At 72.7% G+C, this 17,980-nt stretch carries 12 protein-coding genes; 4 read left to right on the forward strand and 8 right to left on the reverse strand.

Annotated elements, in window-relative coordinates; genetic code table 11:
* Positions 1 to 2: 2 nt before the first annotated feature.
* Positions 3 to 1,187, forward strand: coding sequence for an iron-containing alcohol dehydrogenase (locus tag ABZ823_RS19585; protein ID WP_361661496.1), 1,185 nt, complete (start codon positions 3 to 5; stop codon positions 1,185 to 1,187).
* Positions 1,188 to 1,286: 99 nt separating this feature from the next.
* Here ABZ823_RS19585 and ABZ823_RS19590 read toward each other — a convergent pair whose 3' ends face one another.
* The 3 genes from ABZ823_RS19590 to ABZ823_RS19600 all read right to left on the reverse strand — a co-directional run bounded on the left by ABZ823_RS19590 (position 1,287) and on the right by ABZ823_RS19600 (position 7,542).
* A complete protein-coding gene (locus ABZ823_RS19590; protein ID WP_361661499.1) occupies positions 1,287 to 2,696 on the reverse strand; it encodes a M1 family metallopeptidase in 1,410 nt (469 codons plus the stop codon).
* A gap of 34 nt (positions 2,697 to 2,730) precedes the next feature.
* Positions 2,731 to 6,615, reverse strand: coding sequence for a Pls/PosA family non-ribosomal peptide synthetase (locus tag ABZ823_RS19595; protein WP_361661502.1), 3,885 nt, complete (start codon positions 6,613 to 6,615; stop codon positions 2,731 to 2,733).
* A gap of 549 nt (positions 6,616 to 7,164) precedes the next feature.
* Positions 7,165 to 7,542 carry a helix-turn-helix domain-containing protein gene (locus ABZ823_RS19600; RefSeq protein ID WP_361661505.1) on the reverse strand — a complete coding sequence of 126 codons (378 nt, stop codon included), beginning with the start codon at positions 7,540 to 7,542 and terminating at the stop codon, positions 7,165 to 7,167.
* A gap of 148 nt (positions 7,543 to 7,690) precedes the next feature.
* Here ABZ823_RS19600 and ABZ823_RS19605 point away from each other — a divergent pair, with 148 nt between their 5' ends.
* A complete protein-coding gene (locus ABZ823_RS19605; RefSeq protein WP_361661508.1) occupies positions 7,691 to 8,341 on the forward strand; it encodes an NAD(P)H-dependent oxidoreductase in 651 nt (216 codons plus the stop codon).
* Positions 8,342 to 8,373: 32 nt separating this feature from the next.
* Here ABZ823_RS19605 and ABZ823_RS19610 read toward each other — a convergent pair whose 3' ends face one another.
* From ABZ823_RS19610 to ABZ823_RS19620, 3 genes are all read right to left on the reverse strand, one after another.
* Positions 8,374 to 9,282: a DMT family transporter gene (locus tag ABZ823_RS19610; RefSeq protein ID WP_361661511.1), complete on the reverse strand. Its 909-nt coding sequence runs from the start codon at positions 9,280 to 9,282 to the stop codon at positions 8,374 to 8,376.
* A 452-nt stretch (positions 9,283 to 9,734) separates the two neighbouring features.
* Positions 9,735 to 10,343 (reverse strand): hypothetical protein, encoded by a 609-nt coding sequence (locus ABZ823_RS19615; RefSeq protein WP_361661514.1) that lies wholly within the window; start codon positions 10,341 to 10,343, stop codon positions 9,735 to 9,737.
* 504 nt (positions 10,344 to 10,847) lie between these two features.
* On the reverse strand, positions 10,848 to 14,225 hold the full coding sequence (locus ABZ823_RS19620; RefSeq protein ID WP_361661517.1) for a pyruvate carboxylase: 3,378 nt from the start codon (positions 14,223 to 14,225) through the stop codon (positions 10,848 to 10,850).
* A gap of 145 nt (positions 14,226 to 14,370) precedes the next feature.
* On the opposite strand from ABZ823_RS19620, the gene ABZ823_RS19625 reads away from it, so the two are divergent.
* Positions 14,371 to 14,685 (forward strand): hypothetical protein, encoded by a 315-nt coding sequence (locus tag ABZ823_RS19625; RefSeq protein WP_361661520.1) that lies wholly within the window; start codon positions 14,371 to 14,373, stop codon positions 14,683 to 14,685.
* 104 nt (positions 14,686 to 14,789) lie between these two features.
* Positions 14,790 to 15,530, forward strand: a complete 741-nt coding sequence (locus ABZ823_RS19630) for a DUF4142 domain-containing protein (protein WP_361661523.1) — start codon at positions 14,790 to 14,792, stop codon at positions 15,528 to 15,530.
* A 115-nt stretch (positions 15,531 to 15,645) separates the two neighbouring features.
* Here the strand turns inward: ABZ823_RS19630 and ABZ823_RS19635 are convergent, their stop codons facing one another.
* On the reverse strand, positions 15,646 to 17,115 hold the full coding sequence (locus ABZ823_RS19635; protein ID WP_361661526.1) for a glycosyltransferase 87 family protein: 1,470 nt from the start codon (positions 17,113 to 17,115) through the stop codon (positions 15,646 to 15,648).
* The gene (locus tag ABZ823_RS19640; RefSeq protein ID WP_361661746.1) at positions 17,112 to 17,870 is read right to left on the reverse strand and encodes a class I SAM-dependent methyltransferase; all 759 of its coding nucleotides are present in this window, start codon (positions 17,868 to 17,870) and stop codon (positions 17,112 to 17,114) included. Before ABZ823_RS19640 ends, ABZ823_RS19635 begins: the two co-directional genes overlap by 4 nt.
* Positions 17,871 to 17,980 lie beyond the last annotated feature (110 nt).

Here is a 17,980-nt window from a genome sequence, read left to right on the forward strand (position 1 = left end):
CCATGTCCTCTCCCCAGCGCGACAGCCTCGCGACCGCGTCGCTGAGCGTCGATCCCCTGTGCCGTGTCCTGTTCGGGCCCGGCCGCATCAACCTGCTTCCCGAGCTGGTCGCGGCGACCGGCCACGCCCGCGCGTTCGTCGTCACGGACCGGGGGCTGCGCGCGGCGGGTGTCGTCGAACGCGTCCTCAAGACCCTCGACAGCGCGGGCATCGAGTACGCCGTCCACGACGAGGTGGCGCCCAACCCGTCCACCGGCAACGTCGACGCGGGCGCCGCACGGGCCCGCGCCTTCGGCCCCGCCGCGGTCGTCGCGCTCGGCGGCGGTTCGGTGCTGGACGCGGCCAAGGGCATCTCCCTGCTGGTCGGCAACCCGGACGCGGTGGCCGCCGACGCCGACCATCTGTGGGAGGCGGCACAGGGGCTGCCGATCGTCGCCGTCCCCACCACCTCGGGCACGGGAGCGGAGACCAACGGCTTCGGCGTCATCGAGGACACCACGGCCTGCCGGAAGGTCTACATCGGTCACCCCTCGGTCAAGCCGCGCATCGCCCTCCTGGACCCGGAGCTGACGCTCGGCCTGCCCGCACCGGCCACCGCCGCGACCGGCATCGACGCCCTGGTCCACGGCATCGAGTCGCTCGCCTCGCGCGGCGCCAACCCGTTCTCCGTCGCGTACGCCACCCAGGCCGTGGCCATGGTGAGCCGCGCCCTGCCCGTCGCGCACAGGGACGGCTCGGACCTCGACGCGCGCGCCGAGCTGATGATGGGCGCGCACCTCGCGGGCCAGGCACTGACCCTGTCCGGGCTCGGCCTGGTGCACGGCATCGGTCACGCGATCACCGCGCACACCGGCACTCCGCACGGAGTGGCCCTCGCCGCCGTCCTGGAGGAGGTCATGGAGTTCAGCGCGCCCGCCGCACAGGGCGCGTACGAGCAGGTGGCCCGGGCCATGCGCCTCGCGCCGCCGGCCGACGGCGACTGGGCCGGGGCCGCCGTGTCGGCCGTGCGGGAGATCTCCGGGGCCCTGGACATCAAGCGGTCGCTGCGCGACCTGGGGGCCGGCCGCGCACTGCTGCCGGCCATCGCGGCCGGAGCGGTCGCCGACGCCGTGACCAAGAACGCGCCGCGGCTGCCGGACGAGTCCGAGGTGCTGGAGATCCTCACGCGGACGTACGAGCGCCCCTGACCCGTGGCCGGGCCGGCGCGCTACCGGCAGCGCGGCGGCCCGGCGGGGTTCCCGGGGCCCGGGAGCCGGGGCGCCCCGGGCCGTGCCCGTTCACACGGTTCACAGGGACCCCGCGTTGCTCGGCGGGTACGGCGGGCGCATCGGCACCGCAGCCGCCTGGGAGGGCAGCGGCGGCAGAGCCGTCTCCTCCACCCACGCCGTGAACAGATCGTCCAGGGACCGGCCCGCGCACCGGGCGGCGTGGGTGGTGAACGCGCCCGTCGTCACCACCCCGCCCCGGTGCGCGGCCGTCCAGCCGCGCAGCATCCGGTGGAACGCCTCCTCGCCCAGGGCGCAGCGCACCGCGTGCAGCACGAGGCCGCCGCGTTCGTAGAGGCGGTCGTCGAACATGCGTTTGCGGCCCGGGTCGGACAGCCGCAGGTCCTGGGGCAGCGCGGAGAGCTTCCGGTGTGCCGTCGCGGCGAGTTGGGCGGCCGTGGGGCCCCCGGACCGCTCCGACCAGAGCCATTCCGCGTACTTGGCGAAGCCCTCGTTGAGCCATATGTGCCGCCAGTCGGCGACGGACACGCTGTTGCCGAACCACTGGTGTGCCAGCTCGTGCGCCACCAGCCGCTCCGAACCCCTCGCGCCGTCCACGTGGTTGGAGCCGAACAGCGACAACCCCTGGGCCTCCACGGGGACATCGAGCTCCTCCTCCGTCACCACCACCGCGTACTCGCCGAACGGGTACGGACCGAAGAGTTCCTGGAACAGCTCCATCATGGCGGGCTGGCGGGCGAAGTCCCGGGAGAACTGCGGCAGCAGGGGCGCGGGGAGGTGCCCGTACTGCGGCACACCGTCCTCGCCCGGATCGCCGAGCAGGACCGTCTGGTACCTGCCGATGGCCAGCCCGACCAGATAGCTGGAGGTCGGTGCCGGCTGCTCGTACACCCACGTGGTCGTCGACGCCTTCGCCGTACGGGTCAGCAGGCGCCCGCCCGCCACCACCGAGTACGCCGACGGCGTGGTGACCGAGATCTGGTACGACGCCTTGTCCGCCGGGCGGTCGTTGCACGGGTACCACGACGGCGCCCCGACCGGCTGGCTCGCCACCAGCGCCCCGTCCTCCAGTTCCTCCCAGCCGAGCCCGCCCCAAGGGCTGCCGACCGGCTTCGGGTTGCCCGACCAGTGCACCTCGACGGTGAACGCGGCACCCGCCCGTATCGGCTTCGGCGGGCGGATGCGCAGCCGGCCTCCGCGGTGCGCGTAGTGCGGCGGCCGGCCGTCGACGCGGACCCGCCCGATCCGGAAGTCGGCGAGATTGAGCTGGAACTCGGTGAGCGGGGCCCCGCCCGCGATGGCGCCCAGCCGGGCCGTCCCGGTGAGCCGGTTGGGGCCGGGGCGGTAGTCCAGCGTGAGCTCGTAGCGGTTCACCCGGTAGCGAGGGTCGCCGTTGGCAGGGAAGTAGGGGTCCGCTTCCACCTTCTGCTGAGGGCTCACTGCTGCGTCTGCTCCTTGCGCTGTGCTCATATGCCGTGCCGCCCCGTCGTGCGCCCGAGGCGAGTCACGACGCTCGCTTCCGGGGACGCCATGCCTCGATCGGGTTGCCCAGCCAGCGGGTGTCGTCGGGCACCGACTCCGCCGCCATCACGAGCGAGGCGGGCCCCAGCGTGGTGCGGGCCCCGACCGTGCTGCCGGGCAGGACGATTCCGCCGGGACCCAGCGTCGCTCCCGCACGGAGGATCACAGTATCCGTCCGCAAGATCCGGTCGTGGAAGAGGTGGGTCTGCAACACACATCCGCGGTTGACCGTGGCACCGTCCTCCAGCGTCACCAGATCCGTCTCCGGCAGCCAGTAGCTCTCGACCCATACACCCCGGCCGATCCGGGCGCCGAGTGCGCGCAGCCACAGCGTCGTCAGCGGCGTGCCCGGCACCGCTCCCGCCAGCCACGGCACAGCCACGACCTCCACGAACGTGTCCGCCAGCTCATTGCGCCACACGAAGGAGCTCCACAGCGGGTGCTCCCCGCTCCGGTGCCGGCCCACGAGCAGCCACTTCGCCACGACGGAGACGGCACCGGCCGCCAGTCCCGCGGCGAGGAGCACCAGTCCGCACAGCGGCCATGCCCAGTCGCCCAGCGCGCTGAGCGCCGCGGCCGTCAGCACGGCGAGTCCCGCCGAGCAGAACACGGGAACGATCCGGCACATTTCCACCAGTGCGCGCGCCCACAGCAGCCCGGCCGGGGGGTCGTACGTACGGCTCTGGTCGCCGTCGCTGGCGGTGCGCGGCAGTTTCACGGGCGGCAGGCCCAGGTAGGAGCTGCCCTTCTTCGCCTTCTTCGGGGTCGCCGACAGCACCCCGACCAACCCGCCGTCCGGCACGCTCCGGCCCGGTGCGGTCATCCCGGAGTTCCCGAGGAACGCCCGGCGCCCGATCTCCGCGCGACCGATCCTCATCCAGCCGCCGCCCAGTTCGTAGGGAGCGGTCAGCGTGTCGTCCGCCAGGAACGCCCCGTCGCCGACCGTGGTCAGAGTGGGCAGCGCCAGTACGGTCGACACCTCGGCGCCCCGGCCGATCCGCATCCCGAGCAGGCGCAGCCACACCGGGGTGACCAGCCCGGCGTACAGCGGGAACAGCGTCTCGCGCGAGCGGTCCATCAGCTGGGTGACCGTCCAGGCCTGCCAGCCGATCCGGCTGTGCGTGGGATATGTGCCCTCACGCAGCCCGAGACTCGTCAGCCGTACGGCGATCACAAGCAGCAGCGCGTACGTCAGACCGAATGCGAGCGTGGCGGGAACCAGGGCCACGGCGGCTCCCCGCAAAGCCTCGCCGAGGCCGGCGGCCGGATCGACGAAGAGGTGCGCCACGAGGAGCGCTGCCGCCCCCGCCGGGACCGGCAGCACCGTCAGCGCGAAACCGCTGACGCCGTACATCGCCCGCCACCAGGTGCCGCGCCGAGGCCGCTCCTTGGGCCAGTTGCGCTTGGCCTTGCCGAGCTTGACGGCGGGCGCGCCCGCCCAGCGCTGGCCGGTGGGAACCTGCCCGGCGACGGCCGAACCGGGCGCCACCTCGGCGCGCTTACCGACCCGCGCGCCCGGGAAGAGCATGCTGCGCGTGCCGACGGCAGCGTGCGCACCCACCTTGACCGGGCCGATCTCCAGCCGGTCGCCGTCCAGCCAGTGGCCCGACAGGTCCACCTCGGACTCGACGGCCGCGCCCCGCCCCAGCTTGAGCATGCCGGTCACCGGCGGCAGCGAGTGCAGATCCGCGTCCGGGCCGATCTTGGCGCCCAGGGCCCGTGCGTAGCGCACCAGCCAGGAACCCGTCAGCGAGGTCGCCCCGGTGAACTCGGCGAGCCGTTCCGCGGCCCACAGCCGCAGGTGCACGCTGCCCCCGCGGGCGTAGTGGCCGGGCTTGACACCCCGCAGCAGCAGCCGGGCCCCGCCCGCCGCGATCGCGAGCCGCCCCGGCGGGCTGAACAGCAGCACCGCCCCGGCCGCGACGGCCCACCACGAGGCGGTCGGCGCCCACGGATAGGGGCCGAACCAGTGCAGTACGTTCCCGAGCGCGACCAGCGCCACGGCCCAGCGCAGCCCGAGCACCGTGAAAAGGGGGAGGAGCAGGAGGAGTTGGAGTACCCCGGCCCGCTTCGGAACCGGGGTGATCACGCGCTCGGCGCCGTCTTCCTGCGCCGACTCCTCCAGATGGCGGGCCAGCTTGCGCAGCGTCGGCTGCTGGTAGATGTCGAGGACGGCAGCGCTGGGGTAGCGGGTGCGCAGCCGGGTGGTGAGCTGGGCGGCGGCCAGGCTGCTGCCGCCGATCGCGAAGAAGTCGTCGGACGCGTCGGCCACCGGGATGCCGAGGACCTCGGTCCACTGTTCGGCGAGCCAGGCCTCGGTGCCGTAGAGCCGGGCGGCGGGGCCTTCCAGGTCCTTCAGCGGCCAGGGCAGCGCGTTGCGGTCGACCTTGCCGGACGTGCGGGTCGGCAGATCGTCGACCGGCGCGAGCAGCGGGACCAGTGCGGCGGGCAGTTCGGCGCGCAGCCGCTCGACGGCCGCCGCGTGGTCCCACCCCTCCTGGGTGACGACGTACCCGACCAGGAGCTGATTGCCGCTGCGGGCGGTCCGCACCGCGGCGGCGGCACCGGCCACCCCGAGCAGGGCCTGAAGCGCGGCGTCCACCTCGCCGAGTTCGATCCGCCGCCCGCCGAGCTTGATCTGCTCGTCGGCGCGCCCGAGGAAGATCAGCCCCTCGGGCTCGGCCCGGACGAGGTCCCCGCTGCGGTAGGCGCGCTCCCAGCCGAGCGACGGCAGGGGCGCGTACTTCTCCGCGTCCTTCTCGGCGTCGAGGTACCGGGCGAGCCCCACCCCACCGATGACCAGTTGTCCGCTCGCGCCCATCGCCACCGGCAGGCCGGCGTCGTCCACGACGGCGAGTTCCCAGCCGTTCAGGGGCAGTCCGATCCGGATCGGCTCCTCACCGGTGAGCAGCGCGGCGCAGGCCACCACGGTCGCCTCGGTCGGCCCGTAGGTGTTCCAGACCTCGCGTCCCTCGGTGACCAGCCGCTGTGCCAGTTCCGGCGGGCAGGCCTCACCACCGAAGATCAGCAGGCGGACGTCGTTCAGGGTCTCGGGCTCCCAGAGCGCGGCCAGGGTCGGCACGGTGGAGACGACGGTGATCTCCTGCTCGACCAGCCAGGGGCCGAGATCGGCGCCGCTGCGCACCTGGGAGCGCGGTACGGGCACCAGACAGGCCCCATGCCGCCAGGCCAGCCACATCTCCTCACAGGAGGCGTCGAAGGCCACGGAGAGGCCCGCCATGACCCGGTCGCCGGGTCCGATCGGCTCCTCCGTCAGGAAGAGGTCCGCCTCGGCGTCCACGAATGCCGCGGCGCTGCGGTGACCGACGGCGACCCCCTTGGGCTTGCCGGTCGAGCCGGAGGTGAAGATGATCCAGGCGTCGTGCTCGATGCCGGGACGGGCCGCGGGGGCGTCGGACGTGCCGTGGACGGTCAGCCGGTGTGCGGCGCCGACGACCGCGCGGACCTCCGCCTCCCCGAACACCAGATCGGCCCGCTCGTCCGGGTCCTCGGCGTCCACCGGGACGTAGGCGGCTCCCGTGGCGAGCACGGCCAGGATGGCCACGTACAGGTCGTTGGTGCCGGACGGGACGCGCACACCGACCCGGTCGCCGAGGCCCACCCCGGCGCCGGCGAGGCGGCGCCTGAGGGTTTCGACCTCGGCGGCCAGGGCCCGGTAGGTCAGGCAACGGCGGCCGTCGTCGAGGGCCGGCTCGTCGGGATGGGCCCGTACCGTGGCCTCGAAGACGTCCACGAGGGTGCGCGGTGAACCGGCGGGGGCGGCGGAGAGTCGCGCGCGATCGCCGGACTGCACACGCATCTCCTCGTCGGACAGCGCGAGTGCGGGGCCTTGCTCGAGGGCTGCCATCGGGTCCTCACGTGTCGTTCCCGGAACGTTCCGGGGCGCTGGTGGGCCCGAGGGATGCCAGGGGATCTTCCGGTCCAGCTCCAAACAAGCGGATGATTTTAGTACGAGGGGGGACACCTACCGGTCCGCCCGGACTCCGGAGGGCCACCCGGGGCACCCGGAAGCGGAGATTCCGGGGCGCTGACGTGGGGATGTGTCACCATGACGAGATCTACCCCACAAACAGGGGCTCCGGCCCTCGCCGGGCGCCAAGGGACGGCCGCAGACCGCCCACGCCGCCCCAGGCGAGACTGCCCCTTTCGCAGATGCGGCGGGCGACTTCGCGGAGCTTGACGTAGCTGCCGGCGGCATCGAAGCAAGGGCCTTGATGGAGGCACTGCTGCAACTGCCAGCGTGGCGTCGGGATGCGCCGCCTGCCTACCGTCTCACCGGTGCGGCCGGTGTCGCGCAGGAGCAGCGCGTCGCGTTCCGCGACCGGCCGCGCCGTTCCCGGGGGTGGAACTTGCCGAGAGCAGCAGGCTCTTCGCGTCGACAGCCGCCGCTTCGCCGTCAGGCGTCGCTTCGGGGCGTTTCCGTGCAGGGCGGGCCGTCCGGCAGATGCACCTTCGCCCACTCCCCCAGTTCCGTGAGCGCCGGCTCCAGCGCGGCCCCCGATTCCGTGAGCCGGTAGGAGACCCGCAACGGCGGACCCTCGTCGACCTCGCGCACGACGAGCCCCGCGGTGGCGAGTTCGGTGAGGCGGTCGGAGAGCATGCGCTCGCTGAGGCCGGGAATGGCACGACGCAGCGCGGCGAAGTTCGCCTGCTGCTCGACCAGTACGGCCACGATCTGGCCGGTCCAGCGCTTGCCGAGCAACTGGAAGACGCGGGTGATGCCGTCGTCCACCCGCTTGCACGCCTCGGTGCCGTGGCTCTGTTCGACCGTCATGCCTGCCAGGATACTGCGTGCCCGTATGGTGATGAAAAAAAGTAAGTACCTGTGCTATCTATAGTCGAGTACGAAAACTTAGCCCCTTGGGCGTCCGCATCCCGGCGGGCGCCCTCGGATCACCATCACCATCCTTGGGAGATCTCCGATGGCCACCCTTCTGCACATCGATTCGTCCGTGTTCCCGGCGTCCGCCTCCGCGTCCCGGGCGGTGACGGACACCTTCCGCAAGACCTGGGAGGAGCAGCACCCGGGGGGCGCGGTGATCTACCGTGACCTCTCCACCGCCCCGGTACCGCACCTCACCGCCGACGCCCACACCGCCGGGTTCGCCGACGCCGCCGCCCACACGCCGCAGCAGGCGGCCGCCTTCGCCGAGCGCGTGAAGCTGATCGAGGAGCTGGAGCGGGCGGACGCGGTGCTGATCGGCGCCCCGATGTACAACTACGCGATCCCGTCGACCCTCAAGGCCTGGCTGGACAACGTGATCCTGTTCGGCCGCACCGCGGGCGAGAGCCCCTCCGCCAAGGGCACGCCGGTCACCGTGGTCGCCAGCCGCGGCGGCTCCTACGCACCGGGCACGCCGAGGGAGCCGTTCGAGTACGTGCAGAACTACCTGACGGCGATCCTCGCCGACACGCTCGCCCTCGAACTCGAGTTCATCGTCCCCGAGCTCACCATGGCCCCGCAGAACCCGGCCATGTCCGAGCTGGTGCCCCTCTTCGAAGCCTCCCGCGAGCGCGCCCACCAGGCGGCGGTCACCAGGGCCAAGTCCCTCGCCGAGCGCCTCACCGCCTGAGCGGGCGGGATCGCGTGGAGGGCGGTTGTGTCTCAGTCCGCCCTCGCGTGGTGATGAGCCGCTGAGGCGGGCTCCTCTTCGGGCCGTGCTTCGTCCCCTCCTGGGTTGACGCACTCCATGAGGCACCGGGTGCGGGAGAGGGCGAAGACGCCGTAGCAGAGCAGGGCGACGCCGAGGAGCGCCGGCAGGAGCCACAAGCCGTGTCGCGGCGATTCGGCGTAGAGGACGACGCCGAGGCAGAAGCTGAGGGCCGCGTCGCCGAGCGTGAGGGCCGGCTGGGAAGCGATCAGCGGGCCTCCCTGCATGGCGTAACCCAGCAGGACGATGGAGAGCGAACCGGCGACAGCGAACCCGTAGGTCTGCCAGGCCAGGAAGAAGCCCGCCGCCCCCTTCTCGGACATGATGCTCATGGCGGACTTGACCAGCGCCGCGGTCAGCGCGTTACCGATCGCGGCCGCCGCGGCCAGGCAGGCCGCGCGCGCCAGTCCGTGGGGGCGGTGGAGCCCGGCCAGGACCAGCAGGGCACCGGCCCCGCCCACCACGGCCAGCGCCGGCACCCACCACAGTCCCGGGACCTGGGACCGCCCGCCGGAGGGGGCGGTCGAGAAGAGGCTGACGGCCAGGCCCACGAAGATGCACCCCACACAGAACCAGGCCTTGCGGGACACCCCCACACGGAAGACCACACTGCCGACCAGGAGAGCCAGCGGCAGCTCCAGGATGAACAGGGGCTGGACCGCCGCCAGGGTCCCCGCGTTCAAAGCCAGAGCCTGGAAGAGCGCGGCGAAGACGACCCCCAGAATGCCCGCGAACCAGACCGGGCTGCGCAGCAACTGCCCGACGAGCCCGAACCGATTGGGAGAGTCGGGCATCTGCACCGCCGCACGCCGTTGCAGCACGGTTCCGACCGCGTTGCTGCACGCGGCCAACACCGCGAACACGACCGCAAGAATCATCCAGCTCGCCCGCTTCCGTGCTCTGCACCGTCCACTGCGGGTACAGCGCTCCGGTCCCGCTCCCCAGTCGGTCCGGTTGCGTTCCACGATGGCACCCATCCGCAGTGGCTTCCATCGCTGCCCGGCGCGAGCGGACGGACGGCCGGATCTGTTCACCAGATTCGGCTCCGGCGATCTCTTGTGGAGCGGCAACCCAGCGTTACCCAACGGCAAGGACGGAGGCGGAAGGGAAGCTCCGACGGGTTGCGCGGGCAGGAATCCGTCGGCGACCATCACCGCCGTCAAGACGGCTGCTTGTCCCTGCGGGAGTGGCCGGATCAGTGCGCCGCGGACGCGGCAGCGGCGTAGGGTGCCCGTCCATGTCCATCGCTGAGTGCGCGGCGACCGTTGCGGCAAACGCTCCGGCCGGCCCGGCAGCGTCGCCCTGTGCGGACTGCTCACCGAGGTCCGCGAGCGCGCGTGACCGACCGGGACACCCGCTGGAGGATCACCGCACAGCAGATGAGGAACGCGATCAGGCAGCACCACAGTCCCAGTGCTTCCGAGCGGATGAGGCTTACGACGCCGTCAGTGAAGACGCAGTCGACGGCCGGAGGCAGAAGGCTGCGGTCCGTTCTCAGGATCTCGCCGGCGGGTGCGGACTGGAGATGACCCACCTGCCATGTGAAGCACTCGTTGTCGAGATCGACGGTCGACAGACCCATGAGCCGGTGGACCCTGGTCACCCAGATTGTGGCGGCAACAGCGGGCGCCAGGATCACGCCCGCCCTGGCCCAGCGCGCCGTGCGCGAGGGGCGGTCCGTCGCCCGAGCGACCGCGCCCGCCACCAGCAGCGCCGCCCCACACCACATCAGCCATCCGCCCACGGCCGTGGGGTGGCTGGGGCCGTACGTCGACGAGTCGGTCCAATAGCACGCGAGGCGCGGCGGGAACACGTCGACGCGGACGTGGGTCAGCGGGAAGTCGTCGTCGAGCGTTCGCCGACCGCACACGTCTACCGGCCGGGTCAGCGCGAGTCCGTACGCCAGTGTGTGTGCGTATCCCACAGCGCCTGTGACCACCCCCAGCACCGCCCATCGCAGGTGCCGTGGCGGACGGTGCCAGTGCCTCCATGCCACATAGGCGACCGCGCCGGCTGCCAACCAGACGCACAACGCCAACCACAGGCCCAGCCACGCGATCACACCCGCCCCCTCCGTCTCACTTCCAGACGGACGGACGGTGGCGGCGGTTCCCCGCATTCCGCCCCGTCAAAGACGCGCTGGTGGCCACGTCAGCGGGACGCTGCCACCGGGCGACCTGCGCGTGTACCCGAAAGATCCGCTACCCCACATCAAGATCATCGCTGCACAGGGCGGAAAGCGAAGCTCACCCCCTGCTGCGGGACCGGTGTCGCGTACGGCGGCACCGACCCCGCCCGGGCCCCGGGTCCCCCCGGGGGCCCGCCCGAGGCGGGTGCCGCCTTGGGCGCGTCTTCCAAAGTCCCGTCTGCCCGGCGATGCCTGGCACGCACGCTCGTTCCGGCGGACGACGGGACTTTCGAAACACGCCTACGCGATGACCATCAGCAGGTCGCCGCCCTCCACCTGCTGTACGGACTCGACGGCCAGGCGGCCCACCGTTCCCGTGACGGGCGCGGTGATCGCGGCCTCCATCTTCATCGCCTCGATCGTCGCCACCGTCGCCCCCGCCTCGACCTGGGCGCCCGGCTGCACGGCCAGGGTGACGACCCCGGCGAACGGTGCGGCGACGTGCCGGGGGTCGGACTTGTCGGCCTTCTCCGCGGGCGGCAGGTCCGAGGCGACCGAACGGTCACGGACCTGGACGGGCCTGAGCTGGCCGTTGAGTGTGGCCATCACCGTACGCATGCCCCGCTCGTCCGCCTCACCGATCGCCTCCAGTTCGATGAGGAGGCGTACGCCGGGTTCCAGGTCGACGGAGTGTTCCTCGCCGGGGCGGAGCCCGTAGAAGAAGTCCTTGCTGGGCAGGACCCCGGTGTCTCCGTAGGCCTCGCGGTGGGCCTCGAACTCCTTGGCCGGTCCGGGGAACAGCAGCCTGTTGAGGGTGGCCCTGCGGTCCTTGTCGAGCCCTTCGCGGTCCTCCTCGGTCAGTTCGGCGACCGGCTTGGCCTCGGCGCGGCCCTTGAGGGCCTTGCCGCGGAAGGGCTCCGGCCAGCCGCCGGGCGGATCGCCCAGCTCGCCGCGCAGGAATCCGACAACGGAGGCCGGGATGTCGTACGCGCCGGGCTCGGCGGCGAACCGCTCCGGTGTCACGCCCGCACCGACGAGGTGCAGCGCCAGGTCACCGACCACCTTGGACGACGGAGTGACCTTCACCAGGCGGCCGAGGATGCGGTCGGCGGCCGCGTACATCGCCTCGATCTCCTCGAACCGGTCGCCCAGGCCCAGTTCCCTCGCCTGCACCCGCAGATTGGACAGTTGCCCGCCGGGGATCTCGTGGTCGTAGACGCGCCCGGTGGGCGAGGCCAGGCCCGCTTCGAAGGGGGCGTAGATGCGGCGCACGGTCTCCCAGTACGGCTCCAGGTCGCAGGCCGCACGCAGGCTCAGCCCGGTCGGCCGCTCGGAGTGGTCGGTGGCGGCGACGATCGCGGACAGGGACGGCTGGGACGTGGTGCCCGCCAGCGAGGCCACCGCCCCGTCCACGGCGTCGGCGCCCGCGCCGATCGCGGCCAGATAGGTGGCCAGTTGCCCGCCGGCCGTGTCGTGGGTGTGCAGGTGCACCGGGAGGTCGAACTCCCGCCGCAGCGCCGTCACCAGCCGGGCGGCGGCGGGTGCCCGCAGCAGCCCGGCCATGTCCTTGACCGCCAGGACGTGTGCTCCGGCTTCGACGATCTGCTCGGCGAGCCGGAGGTAGTAGTCCAGGGTGTAGAGCTTCTCGGCCGGGTCGGACAGGTCGGCGGTGTAGCACAGGGCGACCTCGGCGACGGCCGTCCCGGTCGCCCGTACGGCGTCGATCGCGGGCCGCATCTGGGTGACGTCGTTGAGCGCGTCGAAGATGCGGAAGATGTCGATGCCGGTGCGGGCGGCTTCGTCGACGAAGGCGTCGGTGACCTCCGTCGGATAGGGGGTGTAGCCGACGGTGTTACGGCCCCGCAGCAGCATCTGAAGGCAGATGTTGGGCACGGCCTCGCGCAGCCGGGCCAGCCGCTCCCAGGGGTCCTCGGCCAGGAAGCGCAGGGCCACGTCGTACGTGGCGCCGCCCCAGCATTCCAGGGACAGCAGCCCGGGCAGGGTGTGGGCCACGACGGGGGCGGCGGCCAGCAGGTCCTTGGTGCGGACGCGGGTGGCCAGGAGGGACTGGTGGGCGTCGCGGAAGGTGGTGTCGGTGACGGCGACGGTGGGCGACTCGCGCAGCGCGCGGGCGAATCCCTCCGGACCGAGTTCGGTCAGCCGCTGCTTCGAACCGGCGGGCGGCCGTTCACCGGACGGCACGTTCGGCAGTTTCGTCGCGGGGTCGACCAGACGCGGGCGCTCGCCGTGCGGCTTGTTGACGGTGACGTCGGCGAGGTAGGTGAGCAGACGGGTGCCGCGGTCCGCGGAGTGGCGGGCGGTCAGCAGCTGCGGGCGTTCCTCGATGAAGGACGTGGTGACGTGGCCGGACCGGAAGTCGGGGTCGTCCAGGACCGCTTGGAGGAAGGGGATGTTGGTGGCCACACCGCGGATACGGAACTCGGCGACAGCGCGGCGGGCGCGCCGCACCGCGGTGGGGAAGTCGCGCCCCCGGCAGGTCAGTTTCACCAGCATCGAGTCGAAGTGGGCGCCGATCTCGGAGCCGACGAACGCGATGCCGCCGTCGAGCCGGATGCCGGAGCCGCCGGGCGAGCGGTACGCGCTGATCGTTCCCGTGTCCGGGCGGAACCCGTTGGCCGGGTTCTCACTCGTGATCCGGCACTGAAGGGCCGCGCCGCGGACGTAGATCCTCTCCTGGGACAGGCCGAGGTCGGCCAGCGACTCCCCCGAGGCGATCCGCAACTGCGCCTGGACCAGGTCGACGTCGGTGACCTCCTCGGTCACCGTGTGCTCGACCTGGATGCGCGGGTTCATCTCGATGAAGACGTGGCGGCCGTCGCGGTCGACCAGGAACTCGACGGTCCCGGCGTTGCGGTAGCCGATGGTGCGGGCGAAGGCGACGGCGTCGGCGCAGATGCGGTCCCGCAGCGCGGGGTCGAGGCCTGGAGCGGGAGCCAGTTCGACGACCTTCTGGTGCCGCCGCTGCACCGAGCAGTCGCGCTCGTAGAGGTGGATGACGCCGCCCTGGCCGTCGGCGAGGATCTGCACCTCGATATGGCGCGGGTCCACCACGGCCTTCTCCAGGAACACGGTCGCGTCCCCGAACGCGGACTCGGCCTCACGGGAGGCCGCCTCGATCGCCTCCCGAAGCTTCGCGGGCTCCTCGACCCGCCGCATGCCGCGCCCGCCGCCACCGGCGACCGCCTTGACGAACAGGGGAAAACCGACCTCCTCGGCGGCCGCGAGCAGTTCGCCGACGTCGGTGGAGGGACGTGAGGAGCCGAGCACCGGCACTCCGGCGGCGCGGGCCGCGGCGACGGCGCGGGCCTTGTTGCCGGTCAGCTCCAGGATCTCGGCGCTCGGACCGATGAACGTGATCCCGGCCTCCTCGCAGGCCCGGGCCAGATCCGGATTCTCCGAGAGGAACCCGTACCCGGGGTACACGGCGTCCGCCCCCGCCCGGCGCGCCGCGCCCACGATCTCCTCGACCGACAGATAGGCGCGCACCGGGTGGCCCTTCTGGCCGATCTCATAGGCTTCGTCGGCCTTGAGGCGGTGCAGCGAGCCGCGGTCCTCGTAGGGGAACACCGCCACTGTTCCGGCGCCCAGCTCATAGGCCGCACGGAACGCGCGGACGGCGATCTCGCCACGGTTCGCCACCAGTACCTTGCGGAACATCGACGGTCCCTTCTCATATGTGCGCCGGGTCGGGCGCCCGGAGAGCGTTGCCATGCCGATACCGGGCCGGGCCTGCACCCGGAGCGACCGGCCGGTCCATCACCTGCCCGCCATCGGTGGTCACCTATGCATCCTGGCGGCCGCTGTGACGACGGCGACACCGGCGTTGCCGGCAGACGAGCCGTTCGGCGAACCGAACCGCGCCCTGCGCCAGGCCGGCAAGATCGGTCACGCGCCGGCGATCGGCGGCGCGACAGCTTGCCGACCGGGAAACCTCGGCGCCCTGGACAACGAGGGGCCGAACGATGGCAGGATTTCGCGCATGGCCCATGCCGCGCAAGTGATCGCGCCGGGGAGCGTCGGGGCCGTGTCGTCCCACGGGCGCCGCCCAGGGGACGACACGGTGATCGCTCGTGCGGCGCCGCCGCCCGAATCGTCCCGTGAATCCCGCTCCCTGTGACGCAAGACACATAGGGAAAGCGCAAAGTGGTGCTCGCGCGGTGATCGATCCGTGTTCCGCTCCCGTACTCCTTGACGCACAACTCGTTCGCGCCTGGAGGCAGCATGCCCATATCCCGGAACATGGCAGGTACCGTCTTCGTGGCCGGTGCCCTGGGCCTGACCCTCACCGCCCTCGCCTACCCCGCCATGCTCGGTGTCCAGACCACATCCAGCTCCCCGGACCGTGTCATCGCCAACACCCGCTACGGGCCCCTCACCGAGGCGGATCGCGACTTCGTCGTCAAGGTGCGCTCCGCCGGGCTGTGGGAGTACCCGCTGGGCGAGATCGCCCTGAAGAAGGGCTCGACGCCCGAGATGCGGGAGGCCGGCAAGCACCTGATCGTCGGCCATGCCGGACTGGACGCGATGTGCCGCAAGATCGCCCCGGAGCTGGGCATCACCCTGCCCAACCAGGCAACCCCGCAACAGCAGCAGTTCGTGGCGACCTCGGACGCCCAGTCCGGCAAGGAGTTCGACTCGACGGCGGCCAACATCATGCGCGTGACCCACGGGCAGATCTTCCCGGCCATCGCGAAGATCCGGGCCACCACCAAGAACACCCTGGTGCGTCAACTCGCCGACCTGGCCAACGACACCGTGCTCGACCACATCACCGTGCTGGAGAAGACCGGCACGGTCAACTTCGACCAGGTTCTCTTCCAGCAGAGCACCCCGCCCAAGCTCCCCAAGGACCAGCTCACCCCGCCCCCGCCCCAGCCCGGCGCACCGATGGTCGTCCTCACCCCCCGCCCCGACCTGAACGTGAACACCGCCTCGCCCACGCCGAGCCCGGCGGTCGGCTGACGGCCGGCCGCCGTGAGGGGTACGCCTTCGCGGCCCGTCACCGGACACGGGTGACGGGCCGCGTCCTCGATCCGCGCAGGTGCCCGACCGGGACCGGCCGCGTCCTCGGTCAGCGTCAGGTGCCCGACCGGCACGGACCGCGGCGTCGCTCCGGAAACCGCCGTGCCGCGGCAGCGCGCAGGCAGGCCCCGAGCGCGACGCACACGGCGGCCATGCCGTACGCCCACGCCTGGAGGGGGAAGCCGGGCAGCAGCCGGCCGCCGAGGTAGAGGACGGTGCCGGCGACGGTCACGGTCAGCCATTCCCAGCGGCCGTCGAGGGCGACCAGGCCGACCACGAGGAGCGAGTACCAGGGGTAGCTGGGCGAGACCAGCAGCAAGGCGGTTCCGGTCAGCACCAGGGCACCGCGCCAGGGGCGGGCGGGGTCGCCGCGCCACCACACGGCCAGGGCGGTCAGCGTGAGCAGCACGATGACGGTCACTCCCGCGGCGGAGTCCGGCAACAGCAGCCGCAGCAGGGCGAAGCGGCGCACGTGCCCGGGATCGTAGCCCTCCTCCTGGAGGTAGCCGGGCAGGTAGCCCAGCACATGCGGGCCGGAAGCGATGACGTAGGGCAGGTAGGCGAGCGCGACCGCGGCGAGCAGGGCCGACACCACGCGCGCGAGCCGCGCCGGGCTGCGCTGACCGGACAGGGCGCCGGGCAGGAACAGAACGGGCAGCAGTTTCACGGCCGTCGCGGCGCCGAGGAGCGCGCCGCGGCGGGCGCCTGCACCGGCGGTGCCGAGGGCGAGCACGGCGAGCAGGACGCCCAGGGTGTCGATATGGGCGTTGTTGACGGCTTCGAAGGGGACGGCCGGGCACCACCCCCACAGGGCGGCGCGGGCCGGGGCCCGGCGCGGGTCGCCGCGCCGGCGCCCCACGGTGAGCAGGGCGAGGGTGGTGCCGAACGCCAGGACAGCGCCGCCGACTTGGACCGGTTTGTGGCGGCTGTGCGGTGGTGAGAGAACGTGCACGGCGAAGAACCAGCCTTCGGCGACGGGCGGGTAGATGGTGGGGACCGTAGGGCGGTTGATGCGGACGCACAGGCCGCTGTCCGTACGGGTCAGCCCCCACTCCCGGCAGGACCCGTCGGCGGGGAACAGCCAGTCGTCGCGCAGCTTGGCGAGTTCTGGTGCCGCGGGCGGGTGGGCGTACGGGGAGACCCCGGCGGCCTGGACACGGCCGTCCCAGGCGTAGCGGTACATGTCGTTGCTGGTGCGGGGCGGGGCGGCGAGCGCGGCCAGCGCCACGGCGGCCGCACCGGCCAGGACCAGAACGGTCGCGGCGCGGGCCGGGGCCTTGCGTACGGCCCATGCCGCGGCGGCGAACAGCGTCCAGGCGACGGCGTAGCCGGCCAGCAGACGGCCGGGGTCGCTCTCGTTGTCGCCCGCGCGCACGGTGCCGGCGACGACGGCGGTGAGTGCGGCGAGGAGAACCGCGGTGACAAGGACGCTGATACGGGCGGTGGTGGTGCGGTGCGCCGGCGCGGCGGGCTGACGGGTCGGCGGCTGGGGATGCCGGCGGTGCGGGGCGGTGGTGTCGCTCATGGGTGTTCGGGCCCTCCGGCGGTCGCGGGGTGCTCGTCGTGATGCCCGGGCTTCGGGCGGTGCAGTTCCACGAACGGACGGCCCTCGGCCGTCCACCGGCCGGTCAGGATCCACCCCGCGGTGTCGGCGGCACGCAGCAGGGCGTCGGTGCCGAGGCGGGCCCACGGGAAGGGCCGGCCGTGGCGGCCCTGGGCGTCCTCGACGCGGACGGTGAGGTGCTCGTCCACGTCGTGCGGGGCGGCCTCGGCCAGCAGTCGCCCACCGGGCGCGACCACGGCGCGGAGGCGGAGGAGGAGGGCGACCGGGTCCCCGCCGATACCGATGTTGCCGTCCATCAACAGGACGGTGCCCCAGTGGCCTTCCCTCGGCAGGCGTTCGAAGACGGACCGGCGCACGGCGGCGGCTCCGCGCTGCCGGGTCCGGGCCACCGCGGCCGGGCTGACATCCACGCCGAGCGCCCGAACGCCCCGGGCGGCCAGAGCCGCCACCAGTCGTCCCGGTCCGCAGCCGACGTCGAGAACGGGGCCGGTGCAGCGGTGCAGAACGCCGGTGTCGGCGGCGTCGGCGGCGACGCACCAGCGCTCGACGTCGAGCGGCAGCAGTTCCCCTTCTCCTTCGATGCCGTCGAGGCCGGCCGGTGGTGACAGGCGGCGCAGGTAGAGCGGGCCACGGCCGGTGCGCAGGGCGTGGGCGTAGGGGTCGTCCGTCCACGGTTCGCCTGGCTCCGTCGGCCTGGGCCGGTCGGCCGGGGGGATCCGCGGGGGGAGCTGGGCAGGCCGTGCGACCACGGTGTGCGGGTGCCGTGGGGCCGCGGTCTGCCTGGCCCATTCGGCGGGGGCGGCGTGCGCACCGCGAGCCGCGCCGC

Origin of the sequence: Streptomyces sp. NPDC047079 (genome assembly GCF_040643755.1) — a bacterium.
Lineage (GTDB): Bacteria > Actinomycetota > Actinomycetes > Streptomycetales > Streptomycetaceae > Streptomyces.

What these genes read in the sequence shown, in the direction of transcription:
- ABZ823_RS19585 (WP_361661496.1), top strand. Translation starts at nt 3, where the DNA reads ATGTCCTCTCCCCAGCGCGACAGCCTCGCGACCGCGTCGCTGAGCGTC.
- ABZ823_RS19590 (WP_361661499.1), bottom strand. Translation starts at nt 2,696, where the DNA reads ATGAGCACAGCGCAAGGAGCAGACGCAGCAGTGAGCCCTCAGCAGAAG.
- ABZ823_RS19595 (WP_361661502.1), bottom strand. Translation starts at nt 6,615, where the DNA reads ATGGCAGCCCTCGAGCAAGGCCCCGCACTCGCGCTGTCCGACGAGGAG.
- ABZ823_RS19600 (WP_361661505.1), bottom strand. Translation starts at nt 7,542, where the DNA reads ATGACGGTCGAACAGAGCCACGGCACCGAGGCGTGCAAGCGGGTGGAC.
- ABZ823_RS19605 (WP_361661508.1), top strand. Translation starts at nt 7,691, where the DNA reads ATGGCCACCCTTCTGCACATCGATTCGTCCGTGTTCCCGGCGTCCGCC.
- ABZ823_RS19620 (WP_361661517.1), bottom strand. Translation starts at nt 14,225, where the DNA reads ATGTTCCGCAAGGTACTGGTGGCGAACCGTGGCGAGATCGCCGTCCGC.
- ABZ823_RS19630 (WP_361661523.1), top strand. Translation starts at nt 14,790, where the DNA reads ATGCCCATATCCCGGAACATGGCAGGTACCGTCTTCGTGGCCGGTGCC.
- ABZ823_RS19635 (WP_361661526.1), bottom strand. Translation starts at nt 17,115, where the DNA reads ATGAGCGACACCACCGCCCCGCACCGCCGGCATCCCCAGCCGCCGACC.